We start from the raw sequence: 19,105 nt of genomic DNA, 5'->3' as shown, positions 1-19,105 counted from the left end.
CAGCAGCCGCGTCAGTACGACCAGGATCACTCCCGATACCGGTCGACGCCGCCGCGACGTGCAGGTAACGTCGCACCTCGGACCCTTTCCCGCGTCATGCGGGCGCGGGTCCAGCCGTGGGAGGAGCGCATGATGAGCTCCGCCCGGACCACACCACAGTAAGGAAGAGCAATGGCTCCCAAGAAGAAGATCGCGAGCGTCATCAAGCTCCAGATCCAGGCCGGCGCGGCCACCCCTGCGCCGCCCGTGGGTCCCGCGCTCGGCGCTGCCGGCGTGAACATGATGGAGTTCGTGAAGGCCTACAACGATCGCACCGCAGACATGCGTGGCAACATCGTTCCGGTCGAGATCACGGTCTACGAGGATCGCTCGTTCACCTTCATCACGAAGACCCCGCCGGCTGCCGAGCTCATCAAGAAGGCCGCTGGCCTTTCGAAGGGTTCCGCGACGCCGCACACCGACAAGGTGGGCAAGGTCACCCAGGCACAGGTCCGCGAGATCGCGGAGACCAAGATGCCTGATCTGAACGCGAACGACATCGAGGCCGCTGCGAAGATCGTCGCCGGCACCGCTCGTTCCATGGGCATCACGGTGGAGGGCTGACGATAATGGGATTCCGTAGCAAGGCTTACAAGAACGGTGCGGCGCTGATCGAAGAGGGTCGCGCCTACTCCCCGCTGGACGCGCTGCGTCTGGCCCAGAAGTCCTCTCCGGCCAAGTTCGATGCCTCCGTCGAGGTCGCGGTGCGCCTGGGTGTCGATCCCCGCAAGGCGGACCAGATGGTGCGCGGCACCGTCAACCTGCCCAACGGCACCGGCAAGACCGCCCGCGTCATCGTCTTCGCGACCGGTGCGCAGGCCGACGCCGCCCGCGAGGCCGGCGCCGACGAGGTCGGCGACGACGAGCTGATCGAGAAGGTCGCCGGCGGCTGGACCGACTTCGACGCGGCTGTGGCCACGCCGAACCTGATGGGCAAGGTCGGCAAGCTGGGCCGCGTGCTCGGCCCCCGTGGCCTCATGCCGAACCCCAAGACCGGCACTGTCACCATGGACGTGACCAAGGCCGTGTCCGACATCAAGGGCGGCAAGATCGAGTTCCGCACCGACCGTGCGGCGAACCTGCACTACCTGGTCGGCAAGGTCTCCTTCTCCGACCAGCAGCTGGTGGAGAACTACGTCGCGGCGCTGGACGAGATCCTGCGTCTGAAGCCGTCCGCCTCCAAGGGCCGCTACATCACCAAGATCACCGTGTCCACCACCATGGGCCCGGGCATCCCGGTCGACGTGAACCGCACCCGCAACCTCCTCGAGGACACCGACGAGGCCTGATCCTCTCCGGTCACCTCGACGGTGCATCTCGACGCCCCGCCCACCTCTCGGTGGGCGGGGCGTCGTCGTCGGGCGCGGGACGATGGAGGGTGACGACGCCCTGCTCGTCACTGTCCCCGCAGCAGTGCCGTCCGCGCAGCAGCAGTGCGCGACCGGCACCTGTCGTGAGTTCCAGGGCGACGCGCCGCTCGAAACCACCGCTCACTGCCGTTCCCGGGGGAAGGCGGTGTTCTCGACGATTCGGGCCGGGCGCGGTGGCGGAGCGGACGAGCGGACCGGGCGGACGAGCGGACTGACCGGGCGAGCGGGCGAGCGGACCGGCTAGGGGAGCGGACCGGCCGACGATGTGATGCAGAACGCGGTCCTCGCCATGGCGTGGCGCACCGGTCTGGTCTAGTCTGGTTCTACCGAAGACCGCCGGTTGTCGTGCTCGACCCCGAGGACGACCGAAGAGATCCCGACAGGGATGGCCTGCGCAGGTGAAGAAGCGACTTTCGCACAGTTGCGCCCATCCAGCCCCGGCTGGAGCCCTTCGTGGCACGGGTGCCCACAGCGTTCGAGGCCTCGACACTTGCGTGTCGAGGCCTTTCCTGTGTCCAGGACTTCTTCACCCGGTGGCGAGAGACCTCTGGAAGGAGGGCCATGGCTAACCCCGAAAAGGTTGATGCCGTCTCGGAGATCGCGGAGCTCTTCCGCGAGTCCGACGCCGCTGTCATCACCGAGTATCGCGGGCTCAGCGTGGGGGATCTCAAGGAGCTTCGCCGCTCCCTGGGTTCCGAGACCACTTACGCCGTGGTGAAGAACACGCTCACGGAGATCGCCGCCCGCGAGGCCGGCATCAACGCCTTCGATGGCACGCTCAGCGGTCCCACCGCTATCGCGTTCATCAAGGGTGAGCCGGTGGGGCCCGCGAAGGCCCTGCGTGACTTCGCCAAGACCCACGATCAGCTCGTGATCAAGTCCGGCTTCTTCGAGGGCAATGTGCTCTCGCAGGAAGACGTCCAGAAGCTCGCGGACCTCGAGTCCCGCGAGGTCCTGCTGGCCAAGGCAGCCGGCGCCATGAAGGCGTCGATGTCCAAGGCCGCCGCCACGTTTGCGGCGCCGCTGTCGAAGGCAGCACGCACCGTGGACGCGCTGCGGGCCAAGCAAGAAGCCTGAGGATCCGAGGCTCCGGCCTCGCCCTCACAGCCTCAGCGCTGTCCCCGGAAGCCCTCATGGGTGACCGGACTGCTAGACCAGGCGCGTGTGCGCCACCGATACCGCAGGGACGCAGGTCCCGCCCATAGGAAGGAATGCCACCATGGCAAAGCTCAGCAACGACGAGCTCATCGAAGCTTTCAAGGAAATGTCCCTCATCGAGCTCTCTGAGTTCGTGAAGACCTTCGAGGACGTCTTCGACGTCACCGCTGCTGCCCCCGTGGCCGTCGCCGCTGCCGGTGGCGCCGCCGGTGGCGAGGCCGCTGCCGAGGAGGAGCAGACCGAGTTCGACGTCATCCTCGAGTCGGCCGGCTCCGCGAAGATCGCCGTCATCAAGGAGGTGCGCGCCCTCACCTCCCTCGGTCTGAAGGAGGCCAAGGCGCTCGTCGACGAGGCCCCCAAGGCTGTCCTCGAGGGTGTCAAGAAGGAAGACGCCGACGCCGCCAAGGCCAAGCTCGAAGAGGCCGGCGCGTCCGCTTCCGTCAAGTGATCCGTGGCGTGCGCTCCGGCGTACGCACGATCTGACGGCAGTCGTACTGCTTCCGAAGGGCCGTCCCGCGATGCGGGGCGGCCCTTCTGCACGCCCGGGGACGCTGCCGCACCGGGGGAGCATCAGCGCGCCGTCACCGTTTCGTGACCTTCGGATGTGAACGAGCAGCGGAATGTTCACCGGATGCTCCATAGGCTGAGCACGCCTATGTCGTGAATCACTCCGGGAGTCCCTGTGCCATTACGGCCGCTTCGTCGTCTCGCCGCTCTGTCCGGCGCACTGCTGATCGGGACCCTCGGTCTCGGCATGAGCACCGCGGTCGCGACCCCGGAGGCGCCGACGCCACCGGCCGCACCCAGCCCGGTCGAGGGGATTCCCAGCCTCCCGGACGATGTCACCTCCGATCCGGTGGACGTCGTGGTGCTCCTGAAGGGCAAGGCCTCGACGCTCTCGATGTCACAGGAGAGCTCACGGCTGCAGGCCCAGCAGTCCCTGATCGACACCTGGTCCCAGCGGCACGGGCTCGTCGTCGACCGGCAGTTCGGTTACCTGGTCAACGGGTTCTCCGCCTCCGTGCCGGGGGACCGGCTCGCCGCCCTCTCGCTCGAGCCGGAGGTGCTCTCGGTCCGTCGGGAGCGGGTGTACGAGCGCACCGAGCACACCGCGCGCGACCTGCAGGGCGTGCCCGCAGCGTTCGACAGCCACGGAGTGGACGGCACCGGAATGGTCATCTCGATCATCGACTCCGGTCTGGATCCGAGCCACCCCGCCATGGAGCTCGACGACTGCGGCGCCGCCGCGATCTCGGAGATCAATCCGGCTGCCGAGGCCGGATTCACCTGCAAGATCCCCGACGGCTACAACTATGCCGACGAGAACTTCGTGATCAAGGACGGCGTGGTCGATGCGCACGGCCAGCACGTCGGCGGCATCGCCGCGGCCAACGGCTCAGAGGGCGACCACCCCGAAGATTTCGAGCGGACCGGGGAGCTGGACGGCGCGGCCCCCAATGCGCAGCTGCTCGCGATGAAGGTGTTCTCGAACTCCGGCGGCGGCGCCACCGACTCCGACATCGTCGCCGCGATCGAGGACTCGGTGAAGCAGGGCGCCGTCGTGATCAACCTGTCGCTCGGGTCCTCCAACGGGCAGAAGAATGCCTCCGACGCCAGCTCCCTCGCGATCGAATCCGCCCGTGACGCGGGAGTCGTCTCGGTGATCGCCGCCGGCAACGACGGCCAGAACTTCTCGCCCGGCGGGGTCGCCGACGATCTCTACGGGCTCCATGACGACGGCACTGTCGGCGCGCCGGGCACCCTGGGTTCCGCGCTGACCGTCGCCTCCATCGACAACTCGGTCCTCACCCAGCTGATGGCCTACGTGAACGATGAGACCGAAGGCGTTCCCTACTCGCCCGCCACCGGAACCCTCGACGACCAGTCGCACCGTCTGGTCGACCTGGGCCTCGCCACCGCGGCGGACATCGACGGCTTGGATCTGGACGGCGCCTACGCGCTCATCTCCCGCGGTGAGATCTCCTTCGCCGAGAAGTACGAGAACGCGATCACGGCCAACGCCGGAGGCGTGGTCGTCTTCAACACGGAGGACGCAGCCTTCGCAATGGCCGGGGTGGAGAGCTTCACCCTGCCCGGCATCACCGTCAGCAACTCTGTCGGCCTCGAGCTGAGGACTGCCATCGCGGCCGGGGAGACCACGCTGCGCATCACCGACGAGGTCGATGTGCGTGCGAGCGCGAGTTCCCTGGACCCCTCGAGCTTCACCTCATGGGGTTCGACCCCGACGCTCGACTTCGAGCCCGAGATCGCCGGTATCGGCGGCAACGTGTACTCCACGTTCAACGACGGCACCTACGGCATGAACTCCGGCACCTCGATGGCTTCCCCGAACGTCGCCGGGATGACTGCGCTGGTGCTCCAGCATCTCGAGCAGACCCGTCCCGACGTGACCGGAGCCGCACGGGTGGATCTCGCGAAGATCATGCTGATGAACACGGCGATGATCCCTGTCGAGGAGGGCTCGGACGTCCCGTCGGCCTCTCCGCGTCAGGTCGGTGCAGGCCTGGCCCAGATCGATCGGGCGCTGGACTCCCAGGTCATCGCCACCGTCGACGGTGAGGGCGCCGCCGCGCTGCGCGAGATCACCGGACCCGCCACCTTCTCCGTGACGCTCACCAACAGCGGCGACGCCGCCGCGGAGTTCACCCTCCCGAGCACCATCCTGCTGGCTGAGACCAATGGCGTCGGCGGCACCACCGAGGTGCGCAGCTCCGCCGGCTCCGTGACGACGCCGGACTCGGTGACCGTCCCTGCCGAGGGCACCGCATCCGTCCAGGTCACCGTCACCCCCGAGAGCGGTGCAGATCACTTCACCGGCGGCTGGGTGCGATTCACCTCGACCGACGCGGCCCAGTCTGACCTCTCCGTGCCCTTCCTCGGCTTCGCCGGCGACTGGAATGCCGAGCCGATCGTGCTCCCTGTGGGTGAGCAGCTCGAGGGCGTCGGCGTGCAGAGCGAGCTGATCACGACCTGGGGCGGCTCCACCCTCCCGCTGGTCAGCGCCATCGGCGAGTTCTGGCTCTCGCCCAACGGCGACGGCGATATGGACACCATCGCTCCGAACCTGGTGACGATGCGCAACGCTTCGGACATCCGCTACACCGTGCTGGACGCCTCGGGAACGCAGGTGAAGGTACTCGGCCAGGAGCAGGCGGTCTATCGCAACCTGCTCGGCGACTGGGGACTGGTCGCCGATCCCCGCGAGCTCCAGTGGACCGGTGCCGCCTTCGACGGCACGCTCTATGACCCGCAGGCGGTGGACTACGCCGCGCTGCCGGACGGGCAGTACACCTATCGGGTCCAGGCCCGGCTCGGTGCGGAGCAGGAGTGGCAGAGCACCGACTTCTCCTTCGGGATCGACGCCACCGCGCCCGAGGTGGAGTTCGGTCCCTATGAGGCCGGACTGCTCACCTTCTCGGTCCTCGAGGACGGCTCCGGCATCCTCGCCCCGCCCACCGTGACCGGCGCCGCCGGCGAGGACATCCCGGTGACCGAGGCGCCTGATGGCAGCTACTCGATCGAGATCGACCCGCAGGAGGTCCCCTTCGTCACCGTCTCGGTGCTCGATGCGGGCTTCAACCTCGGCGTCGGGACGAAGGTCTTCGAGTCCTCGACGATGCTGATCGCGAACGCCTCGCAGCTCGAGCAGGGCGTTCTCGGCCCGCAGTCGCTGCTGGTGCAGGACGGGTCGCTGCTGCTGAGCGGCTATGTCTCCTCCGACATCGTCGCAGTGCGCGTCGGCGACCAGACGGTGGAAGCCCCCGAGGGGCGCTTCCGTCACTCCCTCCCGCTGGTCGAGGGTGCGCAGGAGTTCCTCGTCGAAGGCCTCGGCGCCGACGGGTCCGTGCTGCAGGAGCAGAGCGTCCCGGTCACCTATGACTCGCTCGCTCCCGAGCTCACCATCACCGCGATGGAGGCCGACGCGCAGGGCCACGCGGTGATCGGTGAGGACGGCACCCTCACGGTGTCCGGCACGGTCGTCGATGAGCGCGAGGGTGCCGAGCTCAGCGTCGCCTCGGGTGAGGCCACGGCTCCGGTCGCCGAGGATGGCAGCTTCGAGATCACGGTGACTCCGGGCGCGAGCGCGGCAGTGTTCACCCTCTCCGCCTCGGACGGCGTGAACACCAGCTCGCAGTCGGTCACGATCTCCGGGCGGGCTCCCGAGGCGACCTGGGCGATGCCCGAGATCACCAACGCCGACTGCGTGCTCGAGCAGGCGGCCTGCTTCGTCCCCGCGGACACACCGGACGTGAACGCCGACGGCAGCGTCTTCACCCTGCGCGGTGACTTCCCGGCAGGGGGCACGATCTCCCTGACCCCGGGCAGCCGAGTGGGCGAGGACGGACAGCACACCGACCCGGAGCCGATCGCGGCCCAGATCGCGGAGGACGGCGGCTTCGCCATCGAGCTCCCCGTCGCCACCGGAGAGAACCACTTCCGCATGGTCGTCGAGGACGCGGAGGGCACGCTCCGCTATGACCGCGGGGTGCGTCTCTACTTCGATGTCACGGCGCCCACCCTGCAGATCGACGAACCCCTGCTGGTGGGCGGCACCCTCTACGCGAACACCGAGCAGGTGACCGTGGCCGGCACCGCCTCCGATGACGGCTGGGGCTACGGGCTGCGGCTGAACGATTCGACCGTCATCGAACGGTTCGACATCGGGAGCCCGGGGGAGCAGTCCAACCTCCGCGACTTCTCCACCGAGATCTCCGTGGCCGACGGCGACACGCTGCTGGTCGAGTTCATGGACTCCAACGGCAATGTGCTGCTGGGCCTGATCCCCGTCATCCTCGACCAGGACGTCCCTCGGATCGCCGTGGCGAACCTGGCCGACGGCGAGGTCATCGATGATGCCCGCGAGATCGAGGTCTCCGCAGAGGACGAGAACCTGGCCGGGATGCAGGTGCTGCTGGACGGCGAGGTGGTCCATGACGCCTCCACCGACCTGGCCACCGAGGAGCACACGCTCGAGGACGCGCTGTTCGATCTGCGCGAGCTGCAGGGCGAGGTCACGACCTTCGGCGCCAGCACCCGTGCCGCGCAGGCCGAGCTGGACGCCCAGGTGCCCACTGCCGAGCTCGAGGAGGGGACGCACACCCTCACGGTGCTCGCCACCGACCTCGCCGGCAACACGAGCACCGAGGAGCGGGTCTTCGAGGTCGTCGCCGCCGAGGCCGAACTGGGGATCAGCGGTCCCGAGACCGTGGAGCTGAGCATCCACCGCGAGGAGCTGGGCGATCAGGCCGCGCTGGCCCGGGCGGCGCTCGCGAGCTTCCGGGTGACGCTCGACGGTGACGCCGAGGCCGCGGCGGCGGCGGGATACTCCCTGCGCCTCGCTCCGGGAACGGTGCTGCTCGACGGTGAACAGCCGGTGCGAGTCCTCGTGGTCGACGCGGCCGGCGACCCGGTCCTCAGCACCGACGGCGAGGCGATCGAGCTCGAGATCACCGTGACGGTGGCCCTGCAGCAGGTGACCCTCACCGCGGGCGACGTGAGCGCGACGGCGACATTCCGCAGCGATGACTCGCTGACCGCCACCAGCGACGCCGCCGAGGAAGGCACCGGCCGAGTGGTGACGCTCGCCAACGCCTATGGCTCCCTGGAATCCGTCATCGCCGTGCCCGGTGCGGAGGGCGAGCGCGTCATCCGGCTGCTGGCGGACGGAACTCGCCTGCCGGTGACCTCCACCTGGGCTGACGGGAGGCTGACCTTCTCGGGACCCTCGCAGGCCTCCTATCTGATCCTGCCGGCCGTGGCACCCGGTGGCGGTGACGGCGGTGACGGCGGCGGTGAGGACGGCTCCGGAGGCGGAGCCGGCAGCGGTGGGGGACAGGGCCCCGGCCCGGCAGAGGGTTCCGGCAAGGGCTCGGGCGATCCGCTCGCCCGCACCGGCACCGACGCCCTCGCACCGCTCGGGGCTGCGGCGGCGCTCCTGCTGGCCGGCGGGGCGCTGATCGCGCTGAGGCGCCGAAGCTGAGCACGGTGTGCTCGGAGCTCCGGCCCTGAGCTCCGGCCCTGAATCCCGGTGCAGGACAGGGACGGTGAGGCAGATCATGCGGGGCCGTATCTCCTGGGGGAGATGCGGCCCCGCATGCTGTGCGGGGCCGGGCCCGCGCGCGGTGCCCGGCTGACCTCGCGGTGCGGAGCGGCGCCGGGTCCGCGCCGTCGGCACGGAGCGATGAAAGTGTCCAAAGGTGCCCTGACGTGCCCCGACACTCCGGGCGGGGCCCTGCCTGCTTGACTCTGGGGAGATTACCGTTCATGCTTTTTCCCGTACGGAGCTGTTCCTGCTGCGCGTGCCCGGTGTGTCGACACCGCCGGGCCGGTCGAGACAGACGGGCAGGAAGCACCGACAGAACCTCTGCGCCAGGCATATAGCGGCCGACGTGGATGGACCGGTCGCGTTGCGGCACTTGTGTCCATCCGCGAATTTCTGTATGCTCGGTCCTTGCGCTGCGCGTCGCCCGTCGGTTCTGCCGCTCTGTTCACCACATTGTCTGCTCCACCGCCAGACGGGTGTTCGCCGCGCCTGGGATTCCGTCATCGGCCTGTGGAAGGACCCCCCTTGGCTGCCTCGAGCACCGATCGCACCACTGACATCGCACTTCGTACCGCCTCACCTCGCGTCACCTTCGCGAAGCTGGGCGACCCGATCGAGGTACCGGATCTGCTGAGTCTGCAGACCACCTCGTTCGACTGGTTGCTCGGCAACGACCGCTGGCAGGAGCGTGCCCAGGAAGCCGCTTCTGAAGGTCGGGAGGACGTCCCGCAGACCTCAGGTCTCGCGGACATCCTCGAGGAGATCTCTCCGATCGAGGACTTCGCCGGCAATATGTCGCTGTCCTTCCGCGACCACACCTTCGACGACCCGAAGTACACGGTCGACGAATGCAAGGACAAGGATCTCACCTACGGGGCTCCGCTGTACGTCATCGCGGAGTTCATGAACAACGAGACCGGTGAGATCAAGACCCAGACGGTCTTCATGGGCGAATTCCCGCTCATGACCCCCAAGGGCACCTTCATCATCAACGGCACCGAGCGTGTCGTCGTCTCGCAGCTGGTCCGCTCCCCGGGTGTGTACTTCGAGGAGTCCATCGACAAGACCAGCGACAAGCACATCTTCTCCGCGAAGATGATCCCCTCGCGCGGCGCCTGGCTCGAGTTCGAGATCGACAAGCGCGATCAGGTCGGTGTCCGCATCGACCGCAAGCGCAAGCAGTCCGTCACGACCCTGCTCCAGGCCCTGGGTCTGTCGCACTCGGACATCCTCGAGGAGTTCGGCGAGTTCGAGTCCATGCGCTCGACGCTGGAGAAGGACCGCATCGCCTCCCAGGACGAGGCGCTCATCGACATCTACCGCAAGCAGCGTCCGGGCGAGCCGCCCACACGCGATGCGGGCGAGGCGATGCTGAACAACCTCTACTTCAACAACAAGCGCTACGACCTCGCGAAGGTCGGCCGCTACAAGATCGACAAGAAGCTCGGCCTCAACGGCAGCCTCTCCGAGTCGACCCTGCGACTGCAGGACATCGTCTCGACCATCAAGTACATCGTGGCTCTGCACGACGGGGTCAGCGAGTACACCAGCACCGACGACAAGCCGGTCCGGGTCGAGACCGACGACATCGACCACTTCGGCAACCGTCGCATCCGCGCGGTGGGCGAGCTGATCCAGAACCAGGTCCGCACCGGTCTGTCCCGCATGGAGCGCGTCGTCCGCGAGCGCATGACCACGCAGGACGTCGAGGCGATCACGCCCCTGACCCTGATCAACATCCGTCCGGTCACCGCCGCGATCAAGGAGTTCTTCGGAACCTCCCAGCTCTCGCAGTTCATGGACCAGAACAACCCGCTGTCGGGTCTGACGCACAAGCGTCGTCTCTCGGCACTGGGCCCGGGCGGTCTCTCCCGCGACCGCGCCGGCATGGAGGTCCGTGACGTCCACCCGTCGCACTACGGCCGCATGTGCCCGATCGAGACCCCTGAGGGCCCGAACATCGGTCTGATCGGCTCGCTGGCGACCTTCGCCCGCATCAACCCCTTCGGCTTCATCGAGACCCCGTACCGCAAGGTCGTCGAGGGCCACGTCACCGACGAGGTCGTCTACCTCACCGCGGATGACGAGGATCGCCACATCATCGCGCAGGCCAACGCCAAGATCGATGAGAAGGGCCGCTTCCTGGAGGAAGAGGTCCTGGTGCGTCTTCCCGGCGGCGAGCCCGACCTGGTCGCCGTGGCGGATGTCGGCTACATGGACGTCTCCGCCCGGCAGATGGTCTCCGTCGCCACGGCGATGATCCCCTTCCTCGAGCACGATGACGCCAACCGCGCGCTCATGGGCTCGAACATGCAGCGCCAGGCCGTGCCGCTGCTCCGTTCCGAGATGCCGCTGGTCGGCACCGGCATGGAGCGTCGCGCCGCGGTCGACGCCGGCGATGTGATCACTGCCCTGAAGGGCGGTGTCATCGAGGAGCTCTCCGCAGACCTGGTCGTGGTGATGGCAGACGACGGCACCCGCCAGACCTACCCGATCGGGAAGTTCCAGCGCTCCAACGCCGGCAACTCCTACAACCAGCGGGTGCTCTTCGACGAGGGTGACCGCGTCGAGGCGGGCTCCATCCTGGCCGACGGTCCCTCGACCGATCAGGGCGAGCTCGCGATCGGCAAGAACCTCCTGGTCGCCTTCATGTCCTGGGAGGGGCACAACTACGAGGACGGCATCATCCTGTCCTCGCGGATGGTCCAGGACGACGTCCTCACCTCGATCCACATCGAGGAGCACGAGGTCGACGCCCGCGACACCAAGCTGGGCAAGGAAGAGATCACCCGGGACATCCCGAACGTCGGCGACGACGTGCTGGCCGATCTCGACGAGCGCGGCATCATCCGCATCGGTGCCGAGGTCGAGCCGGGAGACATCCTGGTCGGCAAGGTCACCCCCAAGGGCGAGACCGAGCTGACCCCGGAGGAGCGCCTGCTGCGCGCCATCTTCGGCGAGAAGGCCCGCGAGGTGCGCGACACCTCCCTGCGCGTCCCCCACGGTGAGTCCGGCACCATCATCGGTGTGCAGGTCTTCAACGACGACGAGGACGGGGACATCCTCCCCACCGGCGTCAACGAGATGGTCCGCGTGTACGTGGCCCAGAAGCGCAAGATCACCGATGGTGACAAGCTCGCCGGCCGTCACGGCAACAAGGGCGTCATCGCGAAGATCCTGCCGGTCGAGGACATGCCCTTCCTGGAGGACGGCACCCCGGTCGACATCATCCTGAACCCGATGGGCGTGCCCGGCCGAATGAACATCGGTCAGGTCATGGAGACCCACCTCGGCTGGGTCGCCAAGGCGGGCTGGGATCTGGATCCGTCCGACGCCACCGCCGCGGATCTGCCCGAGGCGGCTCTGCATGGTGAGCCCGGCACTCCGGTCGCGGTCCCCGTCTTCGACGGCCTCACCGCCGACGAGGTCACGGGCCTGATCGCCAACCACCGTCCCAACCGGGACGGCGAGCGGATGGTCAAGGAGAACGGCAAGGCGCGTCTGTTCGACGGCCGCTCCGGCGAGCCGTTCCCGGAGCCGGTCTCCGTGGGCTACATGTACATGCTCAAGCTCCATCACCTGGTGGACGACAAGCTGCACGCGCGCTCCACGGGTCCGTACTCGATGATCACGCAGCAGCCGCTGGGCGGTAAGGCCCAGTTCGGCGGCCAGCGCTTCGGCGAGATGGAGGTCTGGGCCCTGGAGGCCTATGGCGCCGCCTACGCCCTGCAGGAGCTGCTGACCATCAAGTCCGATGACATCGCCGGCCGCGTCAAGGTCTACGAGGCGATCGTCAAGGGCGAGAACATCCCCGAGCCCGGCATCCCGGAATCCTTCCGCGTGCTCCTCAAGGAGATGCAGTCCCTCTGCCTGAACGTCGAGGTGCTGTCCAGCGATGGCACCGCACAGGACGTCAAGGAGAGCGACGAGGAGGTCTTCCGCGCCGCGGAGGAGCTCGGCATCGACCTGTCCCGCCGGCCCCACGAGGGCGTCGGCTCCATCGAAGAGGTCTGAGGGACGCGGGCTCAGGCCCGTGGGGGAGCGGCGTGATGCCGCTCCCGCCCCCTGAGCCCCGCCCTCGACCCCGTTCCCTCAGACACCACTCTTCCGATCGAGAGAAGGACACCTGTGATCGACGTCAATACCTTCGACGAGCTGCGCATCGGTCTTGCGACGCCCGAAGACATCCGCGGCTGGTCCCACGGCGAGGTCAAGAAGCCGGAGACCATCAACTACCGCACCCTGAAGCCAGAGATGGACGGCCTCTTCTGCGAGCGCATCTTCGGCCCCACCAGGGACTGGGAGTGCTACTGCGGCAAGTACAAGCGCGTCCGCTTCAAGGGCATCATCTGCGAGCGCTGCGGCGTGGAGGTCACCAAGTCCTCCGTGCGCCGTGAGCGCATGGGGCACGTGGAGCTCGCCGCTCCCGTCACCCACATCTGGTACTTCAAGGGCGTGCCCAGCCGCCTGGGCTACCTGCTGGACCTCGCGCCGAAGGATCTCGAGAAGATCATCTACTTCGCCGCCTACATGATCACGGCAGTGGATGATCAGGCACGTCACGACGACATGCCGGATCTCCAGGCCCGCTTCGATCTCGAGGTCAAGGAGCTCGAGAACGAGCGCGATTCCGCGATCAACAACCGTGCGCTCTCGGCGGAGAAGGACCTCGCCCAGCTCGAGGAGGAGGGTGCCAAGGCCGACGCGAAGCGCAAGGTCCGCGACTCCGGTGAGCGTGAGCAGGCCCAGATCCGCAAGAAGTACGACGCGGAGATCGACCGCATCACCCGCATCTGGGAGCGCTTCAAGACCCTCAAGGTCGCTGACCTCGAGGGTGACGAGCAGCTCTACCGTGCGATGAAGCTGCGCTACGGCACCTACTTCGAGGGCGGCATGGGCGCCGAGGCGATCCAGCGTCGTCTGGCCGACTTCGACCTCGAAGCCGAGTCGGTGCTGCTGCGCGAGATCATCGCCACCGGCAAGGGGCAGAAGAAGGCCCGCGCGCTCAAGCGTCTCAAGGTCGTCTCCGCCTTCCTCACCACCACCAATTCGCCCGTGGGCATGGTGCTGGATGCCGTCCCGGTGATCCCGCCGGATCTGCGTCCGATGGTGCAGCTGGACGGCGGCCGCTTCGCGACCTCCGATCTCAACGACCTGTACCGTCGCGTGATCAACCGCAACAACCGCCTCAAGCGGCTGCTGGATCTCGGTGCCCCCGAGATCATCGTGAACAACGAGAAGCGGATGCTGCAGGAGTCGGTCGACTCGCTGTTCGACAACGGCCGTCGCGGCCGTCCGGTCACCGGACCGGGCAACCGCCCGCTGAAGTCGCTCTCGGACATGCTCAAGGGCAAGCAGGGTCGATTCCGTCAGAACCTGCTCGGCAAGCGCGTGGACTACTCCGCCCGCTCCGTCATCGTGAACGGCCCCCAGCTGCATCTGCACCAGTGCGGCCTGCCCAAGGGCATGGCGCTCGAGCTCTTCAAGCCCTTCGTGATGAAGCGCCTGGTCGAGCTCAGCCACGCCCAGAACGTCAAGGCCGCCAAGCGGATGGTCGAGCGGGCACGCCCCGAGGTGTGGGATGTCCTCGAAGAGGTCATCACCGAGCACCCCGTGCTGCTGAACCGCGCGCCCACCCTGCACCGTCTGGGCATCCAGGCGTTCGAGCCGCAGCTGGTCGAGGGCAAGGCCATCCACCTCCACCCGCTGGTCTGCGCTGCGTTCAACGCGGACTTCGACGGTGACCAGATGGCCGTGCACCTGCCGCTGTCCGCAGAGGCCCAGGCCGAGGCCCGCATCCTGATGCTGTCCAGCAACAACATCCTCAAGCCGTCCGACGGCCGCCCCGTGACCATGCCCGCACAGGACATGATCATCGGTCTGTACCACCTCACCACGGTGCGCGAGGACGTCCCCGGCATCGGTCGTCGCTTCGCCTCCGAGGCCGAGGCGATCATGGCCTACGACCGCGGCGAGCTGGATCTCAACGCGTCCGTCGACATCCGCTTCACGGACATCGTGCCGCCGAGCGATTGGGAGGCCCCCGAGGGCTGGACCGAGGGCGACCCGATCGTCCTCACCACCACCCTGGGCGCCGTCCACTTCAACGAGACGCTGCCCGAGGGCTTCCCCTTCGTCGAGGGCCAGGTCGGGAAGAAGCGTCTGGGCGGCATCGTCAACGCTCTGGCCGAGCGCTACGACAAGGGTCAGGTCGCTGCATCGCTGGATGCGCTGAAGTCCTACGGCTTCACCTGGTCGACCCGCTCGGGCGCGTCCTTCGCACTGTCCGACGTGGTCACCCCGCCCAGCAAGCCGGAGATCATCGCGAAGTACGAGGCCAAGGCCGCGCAGGTCCAGGAGAACCGTGACCTCGGTCTGGTCTCCGAGGTCGAGCGCAATGCCGAGCTGATCGACATCTGGACCGAGGCGACCAATGAGGTCGACCAGGCGATGCGTGAGAACTTCGACTCGACCAACGCGATCTTCCGGATGGTCCACTCGGGTGCCCGAGGCAACTGGATGCAGGTCCGTCAGATCGCCGGTATGCGCGGTCTGGTGACCAACCCGAAGGGCGAGATCATCCCGCGCCCGATCCTCTCCAACTACAAGGAGGGGCTCTCGGTCCTGGAGTACTTCATCGCCTCGCACGGCTCCCGCAAGGGCCTGGCGGACACCGCGCTGAAGACCGCGCAGTCGGGCTACCTGACCCGTCGTCTGGTCGACGTCTCGCAGGACGTCATCATCCGTGAGGACAACTGCGGGACGACCAAGGGCCTGGTGCTTCCGATCGCGGTCGAGGAGGGCGGCGCGCTCCGTCCCCACGAGCACGCGGAATCCACCGTCTACGGACGCGTCCTGGCCACCGCGGCCATCGGCGGCGACGGCACCGAGGCGGCTCCGGCCGGCACCGAGCTCGGCGATGTGCGCATCGAGCAGCTCGTCGAGGCGGGTGTGCGCGAGGTCAAGATCCGCTCCGTGCTGACCTGTGACTCCGCCGTGGGCACGTGTGTCCAGTGCTACGGCAAGTCGCTCGCGACCGGCCAGCTGGTCGACATCGGCGAGGCCGTCGGCATCGTCGCGGCCCAGTCGATCGGCGAGCCCGGCACCCAGCTGACCATGCGTACCTTCCACTCCGGTGGTGTGGCCAGCGCCGAGGGCGACATCACGCACGGTCTGCCGCGTGTGCAGGAGCTCTTCGAGGCCCGTACCCCGGCCGGCTTCGCGCCGATCTCCGAATTCTCGGGCCGGGTCGAGGTCGAGGAGAACGACAAGCAGCGACGGATCACGGTCACTCCGGACGACGGTTCGGAGCCGGTGTCCTACACCGTCTCCAAGCGCGTGTCCCTGCTGATCTCCGACGGCGACCACATCGAGGTCGGCCAGAAGCTCACGCTGGGCTCGGTGGACCCGAAGCAGGTTCTGCGGATCCTCGGCCCGCGCGCTGTCCAGCAGCACCTGGTCGACGAGGTGCAGAAGGTCTACATCAGCCAGGGCGTGGACATCCATGCCAAGCACATCGAGGTCATCGTGCGTCAGATGCTCCGTCGCGTGACGGTCATCGAGTCCGGTGACACCGGTCTGCTGCCCGGTGACTTCGCCGAGCGGGTCAACTTCGAGCGGGAGAACCGTCGGGTCCTCTCCGAGGGCGGTCAGCCGGCCTCGGGTCGTCCGGAGCTGATGGGCATCACGAAGGCCTCGCTCGCGACCGAGTCGTGGCTCTCGGCGGCCTCCTTCCAGGAGACCACCCGAGTGCTGACCGAGGCTGCCCTGAACCGCAAGAGCGACAAGCTCATGGGGCTCAAGGAGAACGTCATCATCGGTAAGCTCATCCCGGCCGGCACCGGCCTGTCGCGGTTCCGCCACATCGCGGTCGAGCCCACCGACGAGGCCAAGGCACAGATGTACCAGGTGCCCGGCTATGACGAGCTGGACTTCTCCGGCTTCGGCCAGACCGGTGCCGTCAACCTCGACGACATCGACTACGCCGATCCGTTCCGCACGGACTTCCGCTGAGTCTCTGAACGCGTCCGGTCCACCGCTGTCATGGCGGGGGAGCCGAGCCGCCATCCGCCGCGGGGCGGTCCCACATCTGTGGGGCCGCCCCGCGGCGTCGTGCAGGGAGCCTAGTTCCCGTGGCGCGGACGCCGCCGTGGAGGGCAGCGGTGGGGCAGCTGCGCCGACGCGCAGGGCAGATGTGCCCGGAGCGATGTGCTCCAGGTCGCTGCGCAGGGGCCGGGAACGCCCTGGGGAGTGACCTGTCGTACCTGGAAGTTCACGGGAGGGTAAAGAACTCTCGGGCCCTTGCCCAAGGTCTCGCCGTTCCCCTTTCGTCGTCACGGCAAAAAGGAAACGATGGCGTCTGGCAGTTCCCGTGCGACCTTCCCTCGCGCCTCCGTCGGATGGTGCGCTCGTGCCGGAGCTGCAGGCCCCGCCCTCGGGGCCCGGAGCTCAAGGAACACGAACGCCGCCAGCGGCGAGGAAAACAGGTGTGACAGTGAAGAAGACCCCGTGGATCATCGGAGCCGCGACCGTCTGCGTCGTCGCGATCGGCGGCGGAGGCACCGCCTTCGCGATGTCGAACGAGGCACAGCTCAGCGTGTACGGCGAGAACTCCTCGGTGCGCACCTTCTCGCAGCCCACCGTCGGGGATCTGCTCTCTGCCCAGGGCATCGAGGTCAAGGACACCGACCTGGTGATGCCGGGCCTCGAGGAAGCCGTCACCGACGGCATGGCCATCCAGGTCATCCAGCGCACCCCGGTCACCGTCACCATCGACGGGGCCGCCCAGGAGCTGCTCACCACCGGGGACACCGTGGCCGATGCTCTCGAGGAGACCGAGTTCGCGGCTGAGGGCGCACGGATCACCCCCGCGCCCACCTCCTCGCTCGATGCCGCGAACGGCGAGGTCGAGGTCATCACCAGCAAGACCGTCACCTTCGTCGGCCAGAAGGGCCAGGACACCTTCGACGTCACCGCCCTGACCGTCGGCGAGGCGATGGAGAAGGTGCTCGGCGACATCGAGGACACCGACACCGCCGACGTCCCCCGCGACACCCTGCTCGAGGACGGCGCGACCCACACGGTGCAGCGCGTCCGCGAGGGTGAGCGCACCGAGACGGTGGAGATCCCGTTCGAGACGAAGACCGTCGAGGATGACTCCCTGCTCGAGGGCAAGACCAAGACCACCACCGAGGGCAAGGCGGGCTCCACCGAGAAGGTCTTCGCGGAGAAGACCGTCGACGGCGAGGTCACCGAGTCGGAGCTGGTGTCCGAGACCGTCGTCACCGAGCCGGTCACCGAGGTCGTCGCCAAGGGCACCAAGCCCGCCCCGAAGCCGGAGCCCGTTCAGGAGGCGCCCGCGGCCTCCGAGAAGCCCTCCAGCGAGAAGCCCTCCAGCGAGAAGCCCTCCAGCGAGAAGCCCTCCAGCGAGAAGCCCTCCAGCGAGAAGCGCAGCAGCGACAGCAAGTCCACTCGCAGCTCTGAGCGCAGCTCCTCCGAGTCCTCCGGCAGCACCGGTGCCTCGGCGCCGACTGCTCCGTCGGGCTCCGTGTGGGATCGCCTCGCCCAGTGCGAGTCCGGTGGCAACTGGTCCATCAACACCGGCAACGGCTACCACGGCGGCCTGCAGTTCTCGAAGTCGACCTGGCTGGCCTACGGCGGAGGCAAGTACGCCCCCCAGGCCAACCTCGCGTCCCGCGCGCAGCAGATCGACATCGCCAAGAAGACCCAGGCCTCGCAGGGCTGGGGAGCCTGGCCCTCCTGCACCTCCCAGCTCGGCATCCGCTGAGCGAGGTCCACGCAGTGGGCGCCCGGCGGGAGGATCTCCCGCGAGCGACCTGCTGAGGACGTGATCCTCCACGGGACCCCGAGCTCCTGGCTCGGGGTCCCGTCCTGCGCGGGCGCTCCGTCCTCCAGACTGCACTCCGTCCCCCAGGCTGCACTCCGACCTCCAGACTGCGCTCCGTCCCCCAGGCTGCGCGGTGCCCTCCAGGATGCGTGGTGCCCTCCAGGTTGTGCAGTCCGGTGCCCACGTGGCTGACCTGCGGAGACGCTCGCGACAACCGATCGCCCCGCTGCGGCGCGAGCCGGCGGTCATGTGGCGTCATGTGATCTGCGTCGGAACCTCCGAGAAGCTTTGACCGCATCCCGCGCATCTCAGTAGACTGCGTATGCGTCCGGAGTGCCCTCTGGTCGTGACCCGGGACTGACCCGCTGGCCTTTCGGGGTCGCGGGGGACGTCCCCCGCGAGGAGCGGATCCTTGCGGTGTGCCCGAATGTGGGAAGGGTGGCCATGCCCGGCCTCCTGCCCGTGGGCACCGATCACGGTCCTCCTGGACGTCCGGCGGGTGCCATCACCTGTCGGGCGGGCCGATCCGCGAAGCCTCCCGGGCCATGGGGGCGGCGGACATCGGGTCGCCGACCGTGCAAGCGGTCGAAGATGTTGATCCTTCGGTGCCAACAGCTCCGAGGGCTG

8 protein-coding genes are annotated in these 19,105 nt (G+C 67.9%); all 8 read left to right on the top strand.

Annotated elements, in window-relative coordinates; translation table 11 throughout:
• Positions 1-171 precede the first annotated feature (171 nt).
• Positions 172-603 carry a 50S ribosomal protein L11 gene (rplK, locus tag Q0937_RS01215; RefSeq protein WP_299298869.1) on the top strand — a complete coding sequence of 144 codons (432 nt, stop codon included), beginning with the start codon at positions 172-174 and terminating at the stop codon, positions 601-603.
• Between the two features lie 5 nt (positions 604-608).
• On the top strand, positions 609-1,328 hold the full coding sequence (rplA, locus tag Q0937_RS01210; RefSeq protein WP_299298866.1) for a 50S ribosomal protein L1: 720 nt from the start codon (positions 609-611) through the stop codon (positions 1,326-1,328).
• Positions 1,329-1,970: 642 nt separating this feature from the next.
• Positions 1,971-2,486, top strand: coding sequence for a 50S ribosomal protein L10 (gene rplJ, locus Q0937_RS01205; RefSeq protein ID WP_299298863.1), 516 nt, complete (start codon positions 1,971-1,973; stop codon positions 2,484-2,486).
• A gap of 142 nt (positions 2,487-2,628) precedes the next feature.
• Positions 2,629-3,015, top strand: coding sequence for a 50S ribosomal protein L7/L12 (gene rplL, locus Q0937_RS01200; RefSeq protein ID WP_299298860.1), 387 nt, complete (start codon positions 2,629-2,631; stop codon positions 3,013-3,015).
• A 306-nt stretch (positions 3,016-3,321) separates the two neighbouring features.
• Positions 3,322-8,568: a S8 family serine peptidase gene (locus Q0937_RS01195; protein WP_299298857.1), complete on the top strand. Its 5,247-nt coding sequence runs from the start codon at positions 3,322-3,324 to the stop codon at positions 8,566-8,568.
• 588 nt (positions 8,569-9,156) lie between these two features.
• Positions 9,157-12,645 carry a DNA-directed RNA polymerase subunit beta gene (rpoB, locus tag Q0937_RS01190; RefSeq protein ID WP_299298854.1) on the top strand — a complete coding sequence of 1,163 codons (3,489 nt, stop codon included), beginning with the start codon at positions 9,157-9,159 and terminating at the stop codon, positions 12,643-12,645.
• A gap of 114 nt (positions 12,646-12,759) precedes the next feature.
• On the top strand, positions 12,760-16,644 hold the full coding sequence (locus Q0937_RS01185; protein ID WP_299298851.1) for a DNA-directed RNA polymerase subunit beta': 3,885 nt from the start codon (positions 12,760-12,762) through the stop codon (positions 16,642-16,644).
• A gap of 475 nt (positions 16,645-17,119) precedes the next feature.
• Entirely contained in the window at positions 17,120-18,418 is a 1,299-nt protein-coding gene (locus tag Q0937_RS01180; protein WP_299298848.1) for a resuscitation-promoting factor, read from the top strand.
• Positions 18,419-19,105 lie beyond the last annotated feature (687 nt).

The organism is uncultured Brachybacterium sp. (assembly GCF_947500705.1).
In the GTDB taxonomy this organism is placed as follows: domain Bacteria; phylum Actinomycetota; class Actinomycetes; order Actinomycetales; family Dermabacteraceae; genus Brachybacterium.
Note: the sequence above shows the minus strand (reverse complement) of the source record. Positions and strands in the feature narration are given on the sequence as shown.

Bases quoted from the DNA above. Each gene is read 5' to 3' on its own strand.
- rplK (WP_299298869.1), top strand. From the start codon at position 172: ATGGCTCCCAAGAAGAAGATCGCGAGCGTCATCAAGCTCCAGATCCAG.
- rplA (WP_299298866.1), top strand. From the start codon at position 609: ATGGGATTCCGTAGCAAGGCTTACAAGAACGGTGCGGCGCTGATCGAA.
- rplJ (WP_299298863.1), top strand. From the start codon at position 1,971: ATGGCTAACCCCGAAAAGGTTGATGCCGTCTCGGAGATCGCGGAGCTC.
- rplL (WP_299298860.1), top strand. From the start codon at position 2,629: ATGGCAAAGCTCAGCAACGACGAGCTCATCGAAGCTTTCAAGGAAATG.
- Q0937_RS01195 (WP_299298857.1), top strand. From the start codon at position 3,322: ATGAGCACCGCGGTCGCGACCCCGGAGGCGCCGACGCCACCGGCCGCA.